The sequence below is a fragment of the Nonomuraea salmonea genome (genome assembly GCF_042428605.1).
Taxonomy (GTDB): Bacteria; Actinomycetota; Actinomycetes; order Streptosporangiales; family Streptosporangiaceae; genus Nonomuraea; species Nonomuraea salmonea.
Window position 1 is genome coordinate 90305 of sequence record NZ_JBHMCF010000040.1, and the last position, 18787, is coordinate 109091.

Annotated in this window: 18 protein-coding genes; 13 read left to right on the forward strand and 5 right to left on the reverse strand. The window is 71.6% G+C overall.

Annotated features, from left to right (window positions below; translation table 11 throughout):
- Positions 1 to 54: 54 nt before the first annotated feature.
- Positions 55 to 663: a response regulator transcription factor gene (locus tag ACFFR3_RS35380; protein ID WP_364368170.1), complete on the forward strand. Its 609-nt coding sequence runs from the start codon at positions 55 to 57 to the stop codon at positions 661 to 663.
- On the opposite strand, the gene ACFFR3_RS35385 is transcribed toward ACFFR3_RS35380, so the two are convergent.
- Positions 660 to 2627, reverse strand: coding sequence for a sensor histidine kinase (locus ACFFR3_RS35385; RefSeq protein WP_364368173.1), 1968 nt, complete (start codon positions 2625 to 2627; stop codon positions 660 to 662). The genes ACFFR3_RS35380 and ACFFR3_RS35385 overlap by 4 nt on opposite strands.
- Positions 2628 to 2713: 86 nt before the next feature.
- On the opposite strand from ACFFR3_RS35385, the gene ACFFR3_RS35390 reads away from it, so the two are divergent.
- The gene (locus ACFFR3_RS35390) at positions 2714 to 3670 is read left to right on the forward strand and encodes a hypothetical protein (RefSeq protein ID WP_364368176.1); all 957 of its coding nucleotides are present in this window, start codon (positions 2714 to 2716) and stop codon (positions 3668 to 3670) included.
- Between the two features lie 91 nt (positions 3671 to 3761).
- Here ACFFR3_RS35390 and ACFFR3_RS35395 read toward each other — a convergent pair whose 3' ends face one another.
- Positions 3762 to 4469 carry an SdpI family protein gene (locus tag ACFFR3_RS35395; RefSeq protein ID WP_379484569.1) on the reverse strand — a complete coding sequence of 236 codons (708 nt, stop codon included), beginning with the start codon at positions 4467 to 4469 and terminating at the stop codon, positions 3762 to 3764.
- 470 nt (positions 4470 to 4939) lie between these two features.
- Here ACFFR3_RS35395 and lanKC point away from each other — a divergent pair, with 470 nt between their 5' ends.
- From lanKC to ACFFR3_RS35435, 8 genes are all read left to right on the forward strand, one after another.
- Positions 4940 to 7552 carry a class III lanthionine synthetase LanKC gene (gene lanKC, locus ACFFR3_RS35400; RefSeq protein WP_379484570.1) on the forward strand — a complete coding sequence of 871 codons (2613 nt, stop codon included), beginning with the start codon at positions 4940 to 4942 and terminating at the stop codon, positions 7550 to 7552.
- Between the two features lie 81 nt (positions 7553 to 7633).
- Positions 7634 to 7765 carry a hypothetical protein gene (locus ACFFR3_RS35405; RefSeq protein WP_345393918.1) on the forward strand — a complete coding sequence of 44 codons (132 nt, stop codon included), beginning with the start codon at positions 7634 to 7636 and terminating at the stop codon, positions 7763 to 7765.
- A gap of 27 nt (positions 7766 to 7792) precedes the next feature.
- Positions 7793 to 7915, forward strand: coding sequence for a SapB/AmfS family lanthipeptide (locus ACFFR3_RS35410; RefSeq protein ID WP_345393915.1), 123 nt, complete (start codon positions 7793 to 7795; stop codon positions 7913 to 7915).
- A 31-nt stretch (positions 7916 to 7946) separates the two neighbouring features.
- Positions 7947 to 8084: a hypothetical protein gene (locus ACFFR3_RS35415; RefSeq protein ID WP_345393912.1), complete on the forward strand. Its 138-nt coding sequence runs from the start codon at positions 7947 to 7949 to the stop codon at positions 8082 to 8084.
- A 37-nt stretch (positions 8085 to 8121) separates the two neighbouring features.
- The gene (locus ACFFR3_RS35420) at positions 8122 to 8253 is read left to right on the forward strand and encodes a hypothetical protein (RefSeq protein ID WP_345393909.1); all 132 of its coding nucleotides are present in this window, start codon (positions 8122 to 8124) and stop codon (positions 8251 to 8253) included.
- Between the two features lie 36 nt (positions 8254 to 8289).
- Positions 8290 to 8457, forward strand: a complete 168-nt coding sequence (locus tag ACFFR3_RS35425; RefSeq protein ID WP_345393906.1) for a hypothetical protein — start codon at positions 8290 to 8292, stop codon at positions 8455 to 8457.
- 75 nt (positions 8458 to 8532) lie between these two features.
- Entirely contained in the window at positions 8533 to 10245 is a 1713-nt protein-coding gene (locus tag ACFFR3_RS35430; protein ID WP_345393903.1) for an ABC transporter ATP-binding protein, read from the forward strand.
- Positions 10238 to 11923 (forward strand): ABC transporter ATP-binding protein, encoded by a 1686-nt coding sequence (locus ACFFR3_RS35435; protein ID WP_345393900.1) that lies wholly within the window; start codon positions 10238 to 10240, stop codon positions 11921 to 11923. The genes ACFFR3_RS35430 and ACFFR3_RS35435 overlap by 8 nt, the downstream gene beginning before the upstream one ends.
- Here ACFFR3_RS35435 and ACFFR3_RS35440 read toward each other — a convergent pair.
- Together ACFFR3_RS35440 and ACFFR3_RS35445 are read right to left on the reverse strand one after the other, a co-directional pair.
- On the reverse strand, positions 11899 to 12627 hold the full coding sequence (locus ACFFR3_RS35440) for a response regulator (protein WP_379484656.1): 729 nt from the start codon (positions 12625 to 12627) through the stop codon (positions 11899 to 11901). The genes ACFFR3_RS35435 and ACFFR3_RS35440 overlap by 25 nt on opposite strands.
- A gap of 8 nt (positions 12628 to 12635) precedes the next feature.
- Positions 12636 to 13874, reverse strand: a complete 1239-nt coding sequence (locus ACFFR3_RS35445) for a sensor histidine kinase (RefSeq protein WP_345393897.1) — start codon at positions 13872 to 13874, stop codon at positions 12636 to 12638.
- A 243-nt stretch (positions 13875 to 14117) separates the two neighbouring features.
- Between ACFFR3_RS35445 and ACFFR3_RS35450 the strand changes: the two genes are divergently transcribed.
- Both ACFFR3_RS35450 and ACFFR3_RS35455 read left to right on the forward strand, forming a co-directional pair.
- Complete coding sequence (locus ACFFR3_RS35450; RefSeq protein WP_345393894.1) at positions 14118 to 14492, forward strand: metalloregulator ArsR/SmtB family transcription factor; 375 nt, start codon at positions 14118 to 14120, stop codon at positions 14490 to 14492.
- A 108-nt stretch (positions 14493 to 14600) separates the two neighbouring features.
- On the forward strand, positions 14601 to 16517 hold the full coding sequence (locus ACFFR3_RS35455) for a WD40 repeat domain-containing serine/threonine protein kinase (protein WP_379484571.1): 1917 nt from the start codon (positions 14601 to 14603) through the stop codon (positions 16515 to 16517).
- Here the strand turns inward: ACFFR3_RS35455 and ACFFR3_RS35460 are convergent.
- Positions 16514 to 17557 carry an acyl-CoA dehydrogenase family protein gene (locus ACFFR3_RS35460; RefSeq protein ID WP_379484572.1) on the reverse strand — a complete coding sequence of 348 codons (1044 nt, stop codon included), beginning with the start codon at positions 17555 to 17557 and terminating at the stop codon, positions 16514 to 16516. The two genes, ACFFR3_RS35455 and ACFFR3_RS35460, sit on opposite strands and share 4 nt — an antisense overlap.
- Before the next feature lie 86 nt (positions 17558 to 17643).
- Here ACFFR3_RS35460 and ACFFR3_RS35465 point away from each other — a divergent pair, with 86 nt between their 5' ends.
- Positions 17644 to 18702, forward strand: coding sequence for an AraC family transcriptional regulator (locus ACFFR3_RS35465; protein WP_345393886.1), 1059 nt, complete (start codon positions 17644 to 17646; stop codon positions 18700 to 18702).
- Positions 18703 to 18787 lie beyond the last annotated feature (85 nt).

An 18787-nucleotide genomic window follows, 5' to 3' on the forward strand; every position in this document is an offset into this window, starting at 1 on the left:
AGAGCCGGTCACCGGTCAGGGATGACGTCCTCATGAATCGGACATACTGGGCGAGTGATCCGCATCTTGCTGGCCGAGGACCAACACGTCGTCAGGAGCGCCCTGCAGACCCTGCTCGCCCTCGAGCCGGACATCGAGGTCGTCGACGCGGTCGGCTCAGGGGCGGCCGCGGTGGCCGCCGCCCTGGTCCACGGGCCCGACGTGGCCGTCATGGACATCGACATGCCCGGTGAGCTCGACGGGATCGACGCCGCCGGCCGGCTGCGCGCCGAGCTGCCGGGGGTCAGGACGCTGATGCTCACGGCGTACGGCAAGCCTGGGCATCTGCGCCGGGCGCTGGCCGCGCAGGTGGACGGGTTCGTGCTCAAGACGGCGCCGCCGGAGGAGCTGACCGCGGCGATCAGGAAGGTGACGCGGGGCGAGCGCGTGCTGGACCCCTCGCTGGCGGTCACGGCGTGGCACCTGGCCGAGAACCCGCTCACCGAGCGGGAGGCGGACGTGCTGCGGCTGGTGGCGGGCGGGGCGGAACCGCCCGAGATCGCGGGGCAGCTGTTCCTGACCGCCGGGACGGTGCGCAACTACCTCACGACGATCGTGAGCAAGCTCAACGCGCGTAACCGTACGGACGCGGTGCGCATCGCCACCGAGGCGGGCTGGATCTAGCCAGGCGCGGGCAGCCGGGCGGTCAGCTCGAACCAGCCGTCCTCCAACGACGTCTCCAATCGTCCTTCCAGCGCGGCCAGGCGCATCGTCAGGTTGCCGATGCCGGCCGAGCCGCGTCGTCCACGGCCGGCCCTGGCCTCGTCGTTGCTCACGCTCAGCCACACCTCGCCGTCGCGCTCGCGGGTCACGATCGCGACGTGCCGCGCGGAGCTGTGCCGCAGGACGTTGGTGACCGCCTCGCGGAGCACGACGCCGAGCGTGGTCTCCGCCGCCTCGCCGAGCGGGGGGTGGCCGAGGTCCAGCTCGACCTCGACGCCCGCCGCCTTCAGCACCGAGCGCGCCGACTCGGCCTCGGCGGCCAGCGAGAGGCCGCTGCCGTCGCCGGAGACGCTGCGCAGGTCGGCCATGGCCCTTTCGGTCATGACCAGGACGTCGTCGAGCTCCTGCCGCGCCCGCTCGGCGTCGAGGCGGCGGGCCAGCTCGCACTTGAGCAGGATCGCGGCCAGCGAGTGGCCGAGCAGGTCGTGCAGGTCGCGGGCGGCGCGCAGGCGTTCCTCGACGAGGGCCGTCCTGGCGAGGGCGGCCGCGGAGTCGCGGAGTTCGGCGGTGAGCTGCGCCAGCCGGCCCAGGCCGTAGATGACCAGACCCGTCACGACGACGCTGATCGGGTTGTTCACGGCCAGCGCGACCGGCAGGCCGAGCAGCCACCCGCAGATCGCGGTCACGGCCACGACGGCGCCGGCCAGCGGCAGGGCGACGGCCCAGGGGAACGCCAGCAGCAGCGGCCCGATCAGGAACCCCGAGACGCCGAGCCAGTCCTGCCCGAAGATCGGGATCGGCGCGAAGGTCAGCACCGCCATCACCGACAGGGCGACCATGTGCCGGCCGTGCAGGGAACGGAGCTGCATGACGATGATCACGGCGAGCGGGACGGCCGGCCACCACGTGCCCGCCAGCAGCAGCAGCTTGATCGAGAACCCGATCGCCACGGCCGCCAGCAGCGTGGTCGACAGGCCGTGGTCGGAGGCCGGGCGGGCGGCGGGCCGCTGGGCGGGCAGGACGGCCTCGACGGTCAGCCGCGCGTCTCCGTCGAGCCCGACCGTGAGCGCGCCGCCCGCCGCCTCGACCTGGCGGGGCAGGTCGCCGAGCCACTCGTCCCCCGCCACCCGGGCGCTCGCGTCGGTGACGCGGAGCCGTACCGTGCCCTCCTCGGCGAAGGTCTCGATCAGGCAGGTCTCCGCCGTACGCCGGCGGACGATCTCCACGACGGACGCGCGCAGCACGGCGGCGAGCAGCGCGCCCGCGGGACCGAGCGGCTCGTCGTGGCCGATCCGCACCTCGGCGTGGACGCCCTGCGCCGTCAGCATCGCCTTGGCCGTGGTGATCTCGGGGGTGAGGGAGACGGCGCGGAAGCTCGCCGCGGCGTTCCTGGCTTCGGCCAGCGAGGCGCGGGTGGTGTCGACGTCGGGGACGCCCGCCCTGGCGCTCTCGCCGATCGTCCGCAGCGCGCGGCCGAGCTTGTCGTTCAGCTCCGCCGCGATAGCCAGCCGCTCCTCGGCCACCACCCGCATGGCCACGGACAGCCGGGCCGCCCGGACGTCCTCGAACCTGTCGATCATCGTGGTGAGGCCGTAGGTGACCATCGCGATCAGCACCGCGCTGATCGCCGGATCGAGGGGGCCGAGCAGGACGGCGCCGGCCACCACCGGCAGGGCGAGCAGCCGCGGCCCGGTCAGCAGCAGGGCTCCGGCCGCGAAGCCGAGGATGCCGACGCTGGTGCCGAACAGCAGGACGGCGGCGTACGCGGTGACGACCTGCAGCGCCGCCAGCCACCACACCCGCCGCCGGATGAGCACGGTCTGGATGCCGAAGACCGCCAGGGCCAGAGGTGAGCCCGCCACCAGGTAGACGCTGGCGAAGCCGGCGAAGACCACGGCGACGATTAAATCCGCCCGCTTTTGCACCCGTTTATCCTATTCATGAGCTGATCACGTTCGACTGGTGATCTCCTCTCTGGCCGGTGAATCCGCACGTCAGCAGGCTTGTGCCCATGACGACCGCAGGAAAGTTCGCACACCGGCCGCTCCTTTACTGCACGGGCGCGATGGCGGTGCTCGCGCTCGTTAGCGCCGTCGGGCTCGTCGTGGACGAGCGGACCGTGCTCGGCGAGGCCGTCTGGCTCAAGCCGTTGAAGTTCGCCGTCTCCTTCGCCCTGTACGCACTCACCCTCGCCTGGCTGATCGGCCAGGTGGACCGCTGGCGCAGGACGCTCTGGTGGCTCGGCACGGTGATCGTCGCCGGCTTCCTCGTACCCGAGATCTCCGCCATCACCTTCCAGGCCGCCCGCGGGGTGCGCAGCCACTTCAACCTCACCCCCGGCCTGGACGAGACCGTGTTCATGGTCATGGGCGGCGCCGCGTACCTGGGCTGGCTGCTGACCGCCGCACTCGGCGTCTTCCTGGTGCTCCAGCGCCGCGTCGACCGCGCCATGTCCTGGGCGATCGCGCTCGGCTTCCTCGTCTCCCTGGCCGGCATGTCCGTCGGCTACCTGATGACCGCCCCCACCCCCGGCCAGGAGCAGAGCCTCATCGCCGGGCTCGACCTGACGACGATCGGCGCGCACAGCGTCGGCGCCCCCGACACCGGCGCCGGCCTGCCGCTCACCGGCTGGGAGACCGGCGCAGGCGACCTGCGCGTGGCCCACTTCGTCGGCATCCACGCCCTGCAGGTGCTTCCGCTGCTCGCGCTCGCGCTGCGCCGCCTGCCGTGGCGGGCGCTCGACGGAGCCAGGACCGGCCTCGTGATCGTCGCCGCCGCAGCCTACGCGGCCCTGACCGCCCTGCTGCTCTGGCAGGCGGAGCGCGGCCAGCCCCTCATCCACCCGGACGCCCGCACCTGGACAGCCGCCGCGATCCTCGCCCTCCTCGCCGCCCTCGCCACCACAGCCGTCCTCACCTACGCCACCCGCCGCGCCGAGAAGCCGCCGGCACTGGTCGTGGAAGGGTGAAGGACGGCGAAGAAGTCGCGATCATCGGCGGTGGAAGCGCCGGATGGGCCGGTGACGTATCCGGACGCGAAGGTCGATGATCTGCCGGTCACTACCGGCGCGTCCGGAAGACCGTGAGGAGGATCATCAGGACGTAGGCGGCCACCACGAGCAGGGCCGCGCTCATCACCAGCAGGAACGGCGGGAAGAAGAAGGAGCCCACGGCGCAGATCGCGCCCAGGATCATCAGGGCCAGGCCGCCCGCGCGCTGTGAGCGCTGCCAGGCCAGGGCCAGGGCGCCGTTGGGGCCGTCCGGCATGCGGGACGGGCTGATCTTCGGCAGGACGTTGCCCATGCCGATCAGCATGATCCCGACCGCCACCCCCACCGCGCGCTCCAGCGGGAACTCGTGGCCGGCCGCCCTGGACAGCAGGCCGGCCTGGAGGGTCACCAGCAGCAGGGGCAGGACGACGAAGAGCACGTTCATCGATCGCGTCTGGGAGCGCGGCGAGGCGACGAGCCGGGGGTCGACGTAGTGGCGCATGCGGCCGCCGATGACCGTCGAGACGGTCATGATCGCGCCGACCACGATCAGCACGCCGGGCAGGGCGAAGGCCATGACGACGCGCGGCACGGCGACGCCGGAGCGGGTCTCGGTGGCCTCGCGGGTGACGATGGTCTCCGGGAGGGAGTCCCACAGCGTCCAGGCGATGGCGACCATGACGATGAAGCCCACGGCGGAGGCCACGATGCCCGCCCACGGCAGGCGTGCCGCGGTGGGATCCGCGGGCTCTTGGTTCTGGACGCGGGTCCGGTCCATGCGGCCTCCTCCGATCGACGTGACATTTCAGAACGTAGATCCACTGCACCCGGCCGCGGTATCCGTCGTGCGGCACGGAGAGGTCATGTTGACCGGCCGGGCGGCCATGACCGAAGTCATGGGCGGCCATTTGTCGCCGTTATTACTTTTTCATTCTTTCGCGACACATCAAAATAGCCTTTTTTCTCGGCTTTTTCTTCGGGCCGCTGACACGCTCCGTGTTCATGCCCGTTTAAACCATCGACCATAACGTCCGCCGAGGCGTATGGCCAGATGCCAGTCGAAAATGCCAGAGAACTTTCACGGAGCGTGACTTGTCATATTCTCACCGCGTCGCGCTCCAGCCCAGCCGACAAGCGCCCGGCAGGCCCGTACGACCGCCCGCCATCACACTGGGTAATTGGACAAGCCTTCCGGCTTGCTTATCGTTTTGACCTGTACCCCGGAACATCGGTGCGGGAGGCGCTGGGATGAAACTGCAGTACTTCGAATACTGTTTCGCCGACCGGCTCTTCTATGAGGAGCCGGCCAAGTGGGAGACCGCGCAGGCAGGTTACCGGCAGGCGGAGAGCCCGGCCCCCGACGGCTGGATCACCGCCCGCAAAGGCCCCTGGTACAACTACATGTGCGAATCGTCGAAGTTTCCCGCGCAGGGCTGGAAAATTCATATTTCGGCAAATCGCGAAACTGCGCAGCAGGTGCTCGACATCACCGCCGATTACTGTATCGAGCAGAAGATCTCGTTCAAGTTTCTGACCAGCCAGGCGGCGTTCATCGGCCGCAACCTGAAGTACGCCGACCGCGGCGGCAGCGGGAAGTTCATCACCATCTACCCGGCCGACGACGTCCAGCTGGAGAAGATTCTGGACGACCTGGACCCGAAGCTGCAGGGGCTCGGCGGGCCGTACATCCTGAGTGACCTGCGCTGGAAGGACGGGCCGCTCTACCTGCGCTACGGAGGGTTCGTCGAGCGGTTCACCCGTAACGACCTCGGCGAGCCCGCCATGGCCATCGAGACGCCGGACGGCGAGCTGGTGGTCGACAAGCGCGACCCGGTCTTCTACGTGCCCGACTGGGTGGAGCCCCCGCCATTCCTGCACTCGTTCCTCGAGGACCGCAAGAATGGCGAGCCGCCGTCCGACTTCCCGTACGAGATCGAGTCCGCCCTGCATTTCTCGAACGGCGGCGGAATCTACGTCGCGGTCGAGAAGGCCACCGGCAGGCAGGTGGTGCTCAAAGAGGCCCGCCCCGGCGCCGGCCTCGACCAGGTGGGCCGCGACGCGGTGAGCCGGCTCAAGCGGGAGTACGAATTCCTCAAGCAGCTCGCCGACGTGGAGGCGGTCGTCGACTGCTACGACTACTTCGAGCTCTGGGAGCACCACTTCCTGGTGCAGGAGCTGGTCGACGGCGTCACGCTCAACAAGCGCATGGTGGCGCGGACCCCGCTGATCAAGGCGAACGTCACCGACGAGGACATGCGCGAGTTCACCGAGTGGGCCGTGGACATGGCTGACCAGCTCGAAGCGGTGATAGCGACGCTGCACGAGCGCGGCATCGCCTTCGGCGACCTGCACCCGAACAACATCATGATCACCGAGGACGGCCGGGTGCGGCTGGTCGACTTCGAGCTGGCCACCTACGTGGATCAGGAGCAGCGGATCGGCATGGGCGCGCCGGGCTTCGTGCCGCCGGACACACGCGAGGCACTCGCGGCGGACCGGTACGCGCTCGGCTGCCTCAAGATCGCGCCCTTCGTCCCGCTAACCGTCCTGTTCACCCTCGACACCACCCGGGCCGCCGCGCTGGTCGAGTTCGTCGAGAGCCGGTTCCCCATGCCGGCCGGCTGGGGCGAGCGCGTGCTCGAACTGCTCGACCTCGGCCCGTCCGACTGGGCCGGGACCGAGGAGCAGATGGCGCGCAGCAGCGCCCTCATCGGCGGGCACGACGGCGCGGAGCACGATTGGCCGGCCATCGAGGCGTCGATCGCCCGTGCCCTGTGGGCCAGCGCCACCCCCGACCGCGAGGACCGGCTCTTCCCCGGCGACGTCGAGCAGTTCAAGCTCGACGGCTACGGCTTCGCCTACGGCGCCGCAGGCGTCCTGTACGCGATGGCGAAGTCCGGCCACGGCCGGAACGAGGAGCACGAGCAATGGCTGCTCGACCGGGTGCGCAACCACAAGGGCCTGCACCGCCTGGGCTTCTACGACGGCCTGCACGGCATCGCGTACGCGTTCGAGGAGATCGGCCGCAGGGACGCCGCGCTGGAGGTCCTCGACCTGATCGACAAGGCCGGCCGGGTGACGCTCGCCGACGAGCTGCTCAGCGGGCTCAGCGGGGTGGCGCTCAACCAACTCTACTTCGCCACCAAGCTGGACGATCAGGGCCTGCGGGACGCGGCGCTGAAGAACGCTCAGGAGATCGCGGACCGGCTGACGAACCAGCCGCCCATGACCCAGGGCGAGGACGGCAGGCACCGCAGGGCGGGACTGATGCACGGCGCCTCGGGCCAGGCCCTGCTGTTCGTCCGGCTCTTCGAGGACACCGGCGACTCGGCCTTCCTCGACCTCGCCGAGCGCGCCATCGGCTACGAGCTGGACTGCTGCACGCTCTTCGAGGACAACGACGTGCTGTACGTCAACGAGGGCTGGCGGACCATGCCCTACATCGGCGTGGGCTCGACCGGCATCGGGCTGGCGCTGAGCGAGCTGCTGCGGCACCGGCGTACCGACGAGCTGTCGACGGCCATGGACCGGCTGCGCCGCGCCGCGCACGCGGAGTTCCACATCTGCCCGATGATGTTCTACGGCACGGCCGGTCAGATGGGCTTCCTCCACCACATCCGCCGGCTCTACCAGGACACCGACCGCATCGACGAGCTGATCGCGGCCAAGCGCGACCGCCTGCGCCTGCACATGGTGGGGCTCAAGGGCGAGATCGCCTTCCCCGGCGACCAGCTCATGCGGCTGTCCATGGACTTCGCCACCGGAGGCGCCGGCGTCCTGCACGCCCTGGCCACCCTGCGCGACCCGGGCCTGCCCCTGCTTCCCTTCCTCCACCCCTTCTCCAGCCGCGAGACCGGCTGAGAGACGAAGACCGGCCCCAACCGGCGGAAGGCCGTGCGGCCTTCTGATCCGCCCCGCATATCACCAGAAAGGAAACCCACCATGTCGTTCATCCTCGACCTGCAGAGCCGCACCGTCGCGGCCGACCGGGCCAACGGCGACTACGAGCCGCTGGGTCCCAGCTCCCTGAGCCCGTCGCTGTGCGTCAGCGGCTGGACCCTCGTCGGCTGCTGAACCTCACCCCGAAAGGAGAAAGCCGACATGTCGTACATCCTGAACCTCCAGGGCATCCGCGCCGAGCAGAACGCCGAGCGCGGCATGGCCCAGCCGAGCTCGGCGAGCCTGTCCCTCTGCTTCAGCAACGCCAGCTGGGCCTTCTGCTGAGCCCGGGCCGATCACCTAAGGAGACATCGCCATGGGTTACGTGCTCAACCTCCAGGAGATGACGCGGAACGGCGCCCCCGCCGACGACGAGGCCGCGCTCTCGATCAGCACCAACAGCTGGTTCGCCTGCCAGAGCAGCGCCAGCCAGATCTTCTGCATCACCACCTGATCCCGGCAGACCACTCACAGAAGCGGAGAAAACCATCATGAGCTTCGTTCTCGACCTCCAGGTGAAGAGCGTCAGCGAGGGCAGGGCCGCGGACGGCCCCGAGCCGCAGAGCCTCAGCTTCTTCAGCCCCGTCACCTGCTTCAGCACCACCAGCGTCGTCCTCTGCTAGTCCCCCTCCCCGAAGAACGATCGAAAGGAAACGACCATGGGCTACGTCCTCAACCTCCAGGGCCGCAGCGGAGCCGCCGCCGCGGGCGAAGGGCCGGACTCGATCCTCAGCACCGCCAGCGCCACCGTCGCGTGCGCCGGCAGCACGCTGAGCTACTCGATCTGCGCCACCCTGAGCACCTTCAGCGCGGCCATCTGCATGTGACGTCCGCATGACCCGGCCGGGGTGCCCGCACCGCGCCCCGGCCGTCCCCTTTCCGTGACCACGGAGGCACCACGCATGACCTGGACAGACGCGGACCGCCTGCTCGCGCGTACGGTGCGGTCCGGCTGGGCCTGGAACGCCGCGCTCCTCACCCTGAATCTCTGCCGCTCCGCCGGAGCCATCGCCCTGCCCGCCCTGGTCGCCGCGGCCATCGACGAACGGCTCACCGGCTCAGGTGACACCGCGCTCCTGCGGCTGACGGCCCTGGTGGGCCTGCTGCTCCTGACAGAGGTGGCGAACCAGCTCATCGCCACCTGGTGCGTGAACTCGCTCGTCCTCGACCTCCGCCGCCGGTTCCTCCAGCACGTGCTGCGGCTCGGGGTCAGGGACCGCGGCAGGTTCGCCGGCGGTGACCTGACCAGCCGGTTGCTGACGAACGTCACGGAGGCGGCGTCCGTCGTGCCGCTGTTCACCGTGTGGGCGTCCTCGCTGCTGGTGTCGGGGGGCGCGCTGGTCGCGCTGTGCCTGATCGACCTGCGGCTGGCCATCGCCTTCTTCGTCGGCGCTCCCCTGGCGACGATCATGATCCGCGCGTTCGTCGGCCGCATCTCGCCGCTGCTGACCACGTACCTGGCCATCCAGGGCCGGATCTCGGGACGGCTGGTCGAGGTGCTGACCGGCATCCGCACCGTACGCGCGGCCGGCACCGAACGCCAGGAGATCGACCGCGTCCTGTCCGAGCTGCCCGGCCTGCACGAGGCCGGGCGCGACTCATGGAACCTCCAGGGCCGGCTCAACCTGCGCGCCGCCCTGCTCATGCCGCTGATCCAGGTCGCGGTCCTCGGCACCGCCGGGTACGCGCTGGTGGGCGGCGACATCACGCCGGGGCAGCTCACGGCCGCGGCCGGGTACGCGGGGATGGCGCTCGGCCTGCTGAGCCAGGCCAACATGTTCATGGCGCTGGCCCAGGCGCGGGCGGGCGCCCGCCGGGTGCAGGAGGTGCTGTCCGTCCCGGTGACCGGGCACGGCGACCGTACGCTGCCCGCCGGGCCAGGCGAGCTCGTCTTCGAGAACGTCACGGTCGTGGGCCAGGACGGGCCGGTGCTCGACGGGATCGACCTGCGGGTGCCGGGCGGCGGCACGGTCGCGGTGGTGGGCGCGTCCGGCTCGGGCAAGTCCACGCTCGCGTCCGTCGCGGGCCGGCTCATCGACCCGGACGAGGGCCGCGTGCTCCTGGACGGCGTGCCGCTGCGCGAGCTGTCCGCCGGCGCGCTCGCCTCCGCCGTCGGCTGGGCGTTCGAGCGGCCTTCCTACCTGGCCGGTACGTTCGCCGAGGCCATCCGCTTCGGCGCCGACCCCGACAGGACCCGCGAGGCCGCCATGGCCGCGCAGGCGGACCTGTTCATCAGCCGCCTGCCCGACGGCTACCTCACCCCGTGCGCGAGCACCCCCTTGTCGGGCGGCGAGCAGCAGCGGCTCGGCCTGGCCCGCGGCCTGGCGCACCAGGGCCGGCTGCTCATCATGGACGACGCCCTGTCCAGCGTGGACAGCGTCACCGAGCTGCGCATCTGCCAGGCCGTCGCCGCGCGTACTGACCTCACCAGGCTCCTCGTCACCCACAAGCTCTCGGTGGCCGCGCGCGCCGACCTGGTGGCCTGGCTCGACCAGGGGAGGATCCGCGCGCTCGCGCCCCACGAGGAGCTGTGGCGCGTCGCCGACTACCGCCGGCTGTTCCAGCCCGGCCCCGAAGACCACCGTCGCGAGGAACGGGAGCTGAGCCGTGCCTGACGAGAACGTCGTGAGCTGGCGGCTGATCCACCGCTCGCTGCTGCGCCGCCGCCGGTCGCTGATCGTCCTGGCCGGCTGGTCGGTGCTGGAGGCCGCGCCGGCCATGACCACCGGCGTGCTGATGGCCAAGGCCATCGACGAGGGGTTCCTGCGGGGCTCGGTGTCCACAGGGCTGTGGTGGCTGAGCGGCATGCTCCTCGCGTACGCGATCGGCGCCGTGGCCTCGCGCTTCACCTCTCCCGTCGTCGGGGCGATCGTCGAGCCGCTCCGCGACGACCTGCTGCGGGCCGTGGTCACCGGTGTCGTGCGCGGGGACGGCGTGGACGACGCGGCGGTCTCGCGGGCCACGAGCCAGGTCGAGTCCGTACGCAAGGCCGTCTCGTCGCTGCTCAACGGGTTGCGGCGGTTCGTGTTCACCATCGTCGCGGCCGTCGCGGGGCTGAGCGCGCTCGCCCCCGAGATCGTCTGGCTGACCCTGCCGCCGGTGCTCGTGGCGGCGCTGCTGTTCGCCGGGCTGCTGCGGCAGCTCGTCAACCGCCAGCGCGCGGCGATCGCCGCGAACGAGCGCGTCGCAGGCGAGGTGGGCGGCGCGCTGGCCGGGCACCGCGACATCGCGGCGTTCGGCCGCCAGGACGCCGTCGTCGGCGCCGTCACCACCGCGATGGCCGGCGAGCGGAGCGCGCAGCAGCACCTGGCCCACGCCACCGCGACGCGCAGCGTGATCACCACGCTCGGCGGGCAGCTGCCGCTGCTGTGCCTGCTGTTCGCCGCGCCCTGGCTGGTGAGCAACGGGACGACCGTGGGCGTGCTGGTCGGCGCGGCGACCTACCTGAGCACGCATCTGGAGCCCGCCATGCGGATGCTCACCGAGGTCATCGGCGGCGCGGGTCTGCAGCTGGCGGTCACGGTCCGCAGGCTCGCCGAGGCCGGCGCAGCCCGCAGGGAGCTCTCCGGCGACCCGGCGGCGGTGCTGCACGGCACGGACATCAGGGTCGAGAACCTCACCTTCGCCTACGGCACGCAGGTCGAGCCGGTCCTGCGCGACCTGTCCTTCACCGTCGAAGAGGACGGCCACCTGGCCATCGTCGGCCCCAGCGGGATCGGCAAGTCGACGCTGGCCATGCTGCTGGCCGGCCTCGCCGTGCCGGACGGCGGCCGGATCAGGGTCGGCGGGACGGCGCCCGACCGGCTGCCGTCCGACCGGCGCAGGGAGCACATCGTGCTGGTGCCGCAGGAGTCGTACGTCTTCTCCGGGACCGTCGGGGAGAACCTGCGCTACCTCGCCCCCGATGCGAGCGAGGAGGAGCTCGATCACGCCGTACGCGAGGTCGGCGCGGACGTCCTGGTGACGGGACTCGGCGGGCCGGCGGCGGCGGTGGACCCGGCCCGCCTGTCGGCAGGGGAGAAGCAGCTGATCGGCCTGGCCAGGGCCTACGTGAGCCGAGCCCGCGTGGTCATACTCGACGAGGCGAGCTGCCACCTCGACCCGGTCGCCGAGGCCCGCGCCGAGCTGGCCTTCCGCGCCCGGCCGGGCACGCTCATCGTGATCGCGCACCGGGCGTCGTCGGCGCTGCGCGCCGACCGGATCCTGCTGCTCGACGGCACCCGCGCCTGCTTCGGCGACCACCGGGAGCTGCTGGGCTCCTCACACCTCTACGCCGAGCTGGTCGGCGGCTGACCGGCCTGCTGGGGCGGGTTCTGCTGGGGCGGGTTCTGCTGGGGCGGGTTCTGCGACACCCAGACCGCGAGCTGGGTGCGGTCGCGCAGCCCCAGCTTGCGCAGGCAGTTGGAGATGTGGTTCTTGGTGGTGCCCTCGGTGATGTAGAGGCGGCGCGCGATCTCCCTGTTGGAGGCGCCCGAGCCGACCAGCATGGCGATCTCGTACTCGCGGTCGGACAGCCCGCAGGGCGGCTCGACCGGCGGCTCCGGCTCGGGCTCGGGCCGGGGGTCCGGCTGGTGCGCGCCGTCGCGGAAGGCCGCCACCAGGCGTTCCGTCGCGGTGCCGCCGAGCACGGTCTCACCCCCCGCCACCCGCCTGATCGCCGTCACCAGCTCGTCGGGCGGAATGTCCTTCAGCAGGTAGCCCTTGGCGCCCGCGCGCAGCCCGCCGAAGATGTAGTCGTCGTCGTCGAACGTCGTCAGGATCACCGAGGCGATCCGCGGAAAGTCCGTACGCAACCGCTCGACCAGCTCGACGCCGTCCATCACGGGCATGCGGGCGTCCACGAGCGCCACATGGGGATGCTCGCCCGGCGGGGTGTTCGCCAGCAGGGCGAGGGTGTCGGCGCCGTTGCCGGTGGAGCCGGCGATCTCGATGCCCGGCTCGATCTCCAGCAGCTTGCGCAGGCCCTCACGCATCAAGATCTGGTCGTCGACCAGCATGACCCGGATCACGTCGTCGTTCTCCCCATATCCGTGGCTCGCGCCGGCACCGTGGCCTCAAGGGTGAAGCCCTCCCCCGGATCGCTGTGCACGTCCAAAGACCCGTCGATCGACTCCAGACGTTCGCGCAGGCCGCGCAGCCCGAACCCGTTCGCGATCGCCTCCCCCTCGGCGCCCGCGCCGTCGTCGGAGACCGTCACCCGCACCCGCTCGGGGGTGGCGTCGACGGTGACCGTGATGTGGCGGGCCTTGGAGTGGCGCAGGGCGTTGGTCAGACCTTCCTGGACGATCCGGTAGCAGACGAGCTCGCCGTTCTCGTCCACGTCCGGCCAGGCGCCCGTGGCGGTGAAGGTCACATCGGTGTCGGCGGAGCCGTACGACTCCGCGAGCGCGCGCAGGGCGGCGATGCCCGTACGGCCTTCCATGCACAGCGGTTTGAGCGCGCGCACCCAGCGGCGGGTGTCGGTCAGGGCCTCCAGGGTCAGCTCCTTGGCCTGCCGCACCTCCTCCCAGGCGGCCTCGGGGCGCGCGGTGCGGTAGCGCTGGGCGTTGGCGAGGCCCACGTTGATCACCGTGAGGTAGTGGCCGACGGAGTCGTGCATGTCCCTGGCCATCCTGGCGCGCTCCTGGGCGATGGCCAGGTCGCGGGTCTGGGCGGCGTAGCGGCGCAGCTCGGAGTGGGCCTCTTCGAGGTCGGACAGGAGCTGCCTGGTGACCTCGGCGCGGCGCTGCGACTCGATCATGGCGATCACCACGACCATGATGACCAGGCACAGGAGCAGCACGCTCGCCCCGTTGAGCACGGCCGCCAGCGTCGCCTGCCCGGGATTGACGGCGCCGACCCCGAAGTGGAACAGGCCCGCCGTCGTCGCGTACGCGATGCTGCCCCGCAGCCCGAACACGACCAGCGCGTTGCCCACCGCCACGCTGACGATCAGCAGCGCCGCGATGCCGCCGGCCAGCATGAGCAGCAGGCTCGTGGCGAGGAAGGCCACGGTCACCGCCTTGCGCAGCGGCGGCGGCTGCGTCCGCCACGGCAGGAACGGCCAGAGCACGCAGCTCGGCGCCAGCGCACCGGCACTGATCAGCACGAACACCTGCGTCAGAGGCCAGTCGGCCGGGCCGAGCCGGCCTAACTCCGCCAACCCGGCCAGGAACACCAGAGCGCTGATGAGCGCGGAGCCCCAGAAGAAGACGCCGAACACGAGAGGAGGACGGTCGTCGGTGAACCCCACCCAACGACTCATGTCTCGAATGGACCCCGCGCCCGGCACACCGCGAGCATAACCGTCCACTTGCCGCAGCACAGCGTGGTGATGGTCATGCTTTGCCACCGCCCGGCCATGACTCGAGTCATGGTCATCTGACTCCCGGCCATGACCCGTATGTGCCCCGGGCAGGATACTGAGCCCTGACCGCCCAGATCTACGATGTACGCCTTGGGCAGCGGGGAGCTCGCCGAAGACCAGCGTTGAAACAGGTGGTCGAGGGTGCCGGTAAATCACACATTCGAAGCATTGGCCCACGTACGACGACGCGAAGTGTTACGCATTCTTCGGAAACATGATCGCCTTTCGGCCGGCCAGATCGCCGAGCGCCTGGCGATACCCAGACCGACATTGTCCGGCCATCTCAACATCTTGAAAGGAGCCGACCTCATCATCGGGGAAAGGGAGGGCACCACCATCTGGTACCGCCTCAACCTGACCGTGATGGAGGAGGCGCTAGGGCTGGCTCTGTCGCTCCTGAGCCGGCAGCCGATCGAGGAGGGCCAGCTGTCCTCCGTCTTCGCGGCGTCACCCTCGGCGGCCGTCTACGCGGCCTCACCGTCGCGCATCTACGCGGCGTCACCGTCGAAGTCCTAGTAAGGCCGGTCTCCAAGGCAGACGTGATCACTCGATGAGACATGACCGATCGCGATCGGTTGGTTACTGTTTCGTCAGACGTGGATCACGAGCAGTCGCGGGAGGATCGTGCGCGCAGCGAACACGCGGCAGCCGCGCCGGATCGGTCCTTACCGGGTGGTGGCCCGGCTGGGCGGCGGCGGCATGGGAGAGGTGTTCCTCGGGAGGTCGCCGGGCGGGCGGGAGGTCGCGGTCAAGGTCGTACGCCCCGAGCTGGCCGACGATCCCGACTTCCGGCGCCGCTTCGCCACCGAGATCACCGCGGCGCGCCGCGTCGGCGGCTTCCACACCGCCGAGGTCGTGGCCGCCGACCCCGACGGCGACCCGCCCTGGCTGGCCACCGCCTACGTGCGCGGCCCTTCCCTGCACGACGCGGTACGCGACCACGGCCCGCTCCCTCTGCCCGAGGTGGCCGCGCTCGGCGCGGGGCTGGCGGAGGGGCTCGGCGCGGTGCACGCCTGCCAGATCGTGCATCGCGACCTCAAGCCGGGCAACGTCATCCTGGCCGCCGACGGGCCGCGCCTGATCGACTTCGGCATCGCGCGTGCCCTCGACACCACCTCCTACACCAGGACCGCCGCCGTCCTCGGCACCGCCGCGTTCATGGCGCCCGAGCAGGTGACCGGCCATCCGGTGGGGCCGGCCGCCGACGTGTTCGCGCTGGGCTGCGTGCTGGCCTTCGCCGCTTCCGGACGCGGCCCGTACGGTGAGGGGCCGGCGCACGCGATCACGCACCGCATCGTGTACGACGAGCCCGACCTGTCCGGCCTGCCCGAGCCGCTCCCGGAGCTGATCGGCGCCTGCCTGGCGAAGGACCCCGCCGACCGTCCGAGGCTCGCCCACGTCATGACCGTCTGCGCGTCCCTCGCCCCAGAGGCGATGACCGGCCCCGACACAGAGACCCGCACCGACACAGAGACCCGCACCGACACAGGGACCCGCACCGACGCGGAGACCGTGGTCACCGGTTACCGGCCGCCGATCCCGCCGACCCTCGTCGAGGAGCCGCCACCTTCTCCTCCGGGCCGCGCCCGCTACGGCGTCTCAGCCGCCGTCATCGGGGTCGCCGTCCTGCTCGGCGGCACGTTGATCGCGCTGACCGCCACGCCGGCCCCCGCCCTCGTCCTCGCCGGGCAGGAGGACACCGTGGACGACGTGGCGTTCGGCCCCGGCGGCGACCTGCTCGCCACCGCGGCGGGCGACCGCGTCCGCCTGTGGGACGCGCGGACGGGACGGCAGCTCCGCACCCTGGACAACCCCTGGCCCGACCCCAGGACGGTCGCCTTCGCCCCCGCCGGCGACCGCGTCGCCACCTCGTGCGACCGGGACGCCTGCCTCTTCGACCCGCGCACCGGCCGATCCGTCAAGGGCATGACGGGACACACCGACGCCCTCCGCGAGCTGGCGTTCAGCCGCGACGGCCGGCTGCTGGCGAGCGCGAGCCGCGACGGCACCGCCCGCCTGTGGGCCGCCGAGACGGGCGAGCACCTCAGGACGCTGACCGGCCACCTGGGCGGCGTGAGCGCCGTGGCCTTCGCCCCCGACGGGCAGAGTCTGGCGACCGCGGCGGGCGAGACGATCCGCAGGTGGGACGTGACGACGGGCGAACAACTGGCCGAGCTGGTCCCGGAGCGCGACACCACCCTGCACGCGCTCGCCTTCGCCCCCGACGGCAGCACGTTCGCGTCGGGCGACGCGTCGGGCGACGTCTTCGTCTGGGACGCCAGGACGAACCGGCTCCGCCACGCCCTGCGCGGCCACGGGACCACAGTCAACGACGTCGCCTACAGCCCTGACGGCTCGGTGCTCGTCACCGCGGCCGACGCCGTCCGCCTGTGGAACCCCCGCTCGGGCAGACTCCTCAAGGAGGTCTCCGGCGAGTCAACGCGCGCGGTCGCGTTCTCCCCCGACGGCACGACGTTCGCGGCCGGCGGCCAGGACGGCGTCACCCGCCTGTGGCGGCTCGACGACGTGCTCGCGAGCTAGCCGGCCAGGGCCGTGCCGTAGTTCTCGATCCCCAGGTACGGGTTCAGGTGGGGATGCCGGCTGCCCACCGACACGTCACGCCAGAACCGCTGCAGCGGGTTCGCCGCGGCGAAGCCGCCGGTGCCGTGCAGGTCCATCACGCGCTCGACCGCCGCCCTGCAGTCCCTGCCGGCGTCCGCCAGCTCCATGCGCAGGCGCGGGATCTCGGCCTCGGGCAGGTCCTCGTCGTCCGCCGCGCGGGCCACGGCGAGCATGGTGCGCCGCGCGCGCCGGGCGAGGTGGGCCGCCTCCGCCAGCCAGTGCCGGGCCCCGGGCGAGTCGCCCATCCGGGCGTACCCGGTCATGAACGGCTTGCGGTCGGAGGCGAACATGGCCTCGGTCAGGTCGAGCGCCCCCCACGTGGCGCCGACCACGGGCGCGAGCACCGTCGTCCCGTACAGCAGCAGGTCACGGCCCCCGAACGGCTCCGCCGCCCGCACGTGGGCGTCCGGCACCACGACGCCTGAGGCGACGAGCGTGTGGCTGCCCGTCCCGCGCATGCCCGCCATGTGCCAGGTCCGCTCCACGACGAGGTCGGCCGTCGGCACGACGGCGTAGGAGAACCGGCCGTCCATCATGAGGCCGAGCCCGGCCCAGGTCGCGTCCTCGCAGCCGGAGACGTACGACCAGCGGCCGTCGATCCGCACGCCGTCGGCCGTGCGCTCGCCATGGGCGCGCGGCACCCCGGAGCCGCAGAAGAGCGCGTCCGGGTCGGCGAAGCACGCGCGCAGCGCCTCGTCGGGCAGGCACCGCGTGGTGAGGTTCTTGGAGGTGACGCAGGTTCCCGCGAGCCAGGCGCTCGACGGGCAGGCGCGGCCCAGCTCGCTCAGGCGCAGGGCGATGGCCTCCGTGCCCGCCCAGGCGCCGCCGTACGCGCGGGGCGTGCGCAGCGCGAACGCGCCGTCCGCGCGCAGCGCGTCGATGCTCTCCCTGGCGGGTCGGTCACCCTGCTCGGTCTTCTCCGCGTGCAGCCGCAGGATCTCGGTGGTTTCATCGGACACGTCATCGATGACACCCCTTTGACCGGCCTGAGCACCATACGCGGGACGTACCGGCCCATACGTGTTCCGCTCATACCATCGAAACCATGGACCTGCTCAGCGAGGTGATCCGCACCGTACGCGTCGGCAGCGCGGCCGGCCGCGTGATCAGGTCGTCGGGCTCCCCCGGCATGCGGTTCCCCGCCTTCTCCGGCAGCGGCATCCACATCGTGCTGCGCGGTGCCTGCTGGCTCATCACCGAGGACGCCGAGCCGGTCCCGCTGCGGCCGGGCGACGTCGTCCTCACCTCCTCCGGCGCCGAGCACGGCCTCAGCAGGTCGCCACGCGCGCTGCGCGACCTGCCGCCCGCCGGGACGGGCCCGATCCCGCCCGCGCCTGGGCCGTTCGACTTCGAGTTCCTGTGCAGCTCCTACCGGCTCGCGCACGGCGCCGCGCCGCGCTACCTGCGCGCGCTGCCCGACCTCATCGCGATCTCGCCCGACTACGACGCGCACCCCGAGCTGCGAGTGCTCGTCGACCTCCTCGGCACGGACGTGTCGGGCGCGCAGATGGGCACCGGCGCGACGCTGCCCGCGCTGCTCGACCTGATCCTGGTCCACGTGCTGCGCCAGTGGCACGAACGGCACGGCACCGGCTGGCCAGGCACCGAGGACCCGGGCATCGCCGCCGCGCTGCGCGCGATGCACGACCACCCCGAACGTCCGTGGACGGTCGATCGCCTCAGCGCGGCGGCGGGCCTGTCACGGACGGCCTTCGCCCGGCGCTTCGCCGCCGTCATGGGACGGCCGCCGATGAAATACCTGATCGGCCTGCGGCTCGACCGGGGCGCGCGGCTGCTGCGCGAGACGGACGCGCCGCTGGCGGCGATCGCCAGGCAGGTCGGCTACGCCACCGAGTTCGCCTTCTCCGGGGCCTTCCGCCGCGAGTACGGCATCTCACCCAGCCACTTCCGCCGCACCCCTCACTTGGTGGCGGACGACGTCGGGGAGGCCGACGCGGACGCTGTAGACGCTGTGGACGCTGTGGACGCCGTGGCGGTAGGAGGTGCGGTGCCGGCGGAGGGCGGCTGGTCGTTCCCCACCGACAGGTACGCCAGCACGCCGATCGCCACGAACACCACCGACAGCACGGCGGCGGCGCCGTAGCCGATCCGGCGTCCGAGTCGCCGACGCTGCTCCCGCAGAAGGGTTTCCTCACGTCGCATGGCGGCCCGCCTGCGCTTCGCCTTTC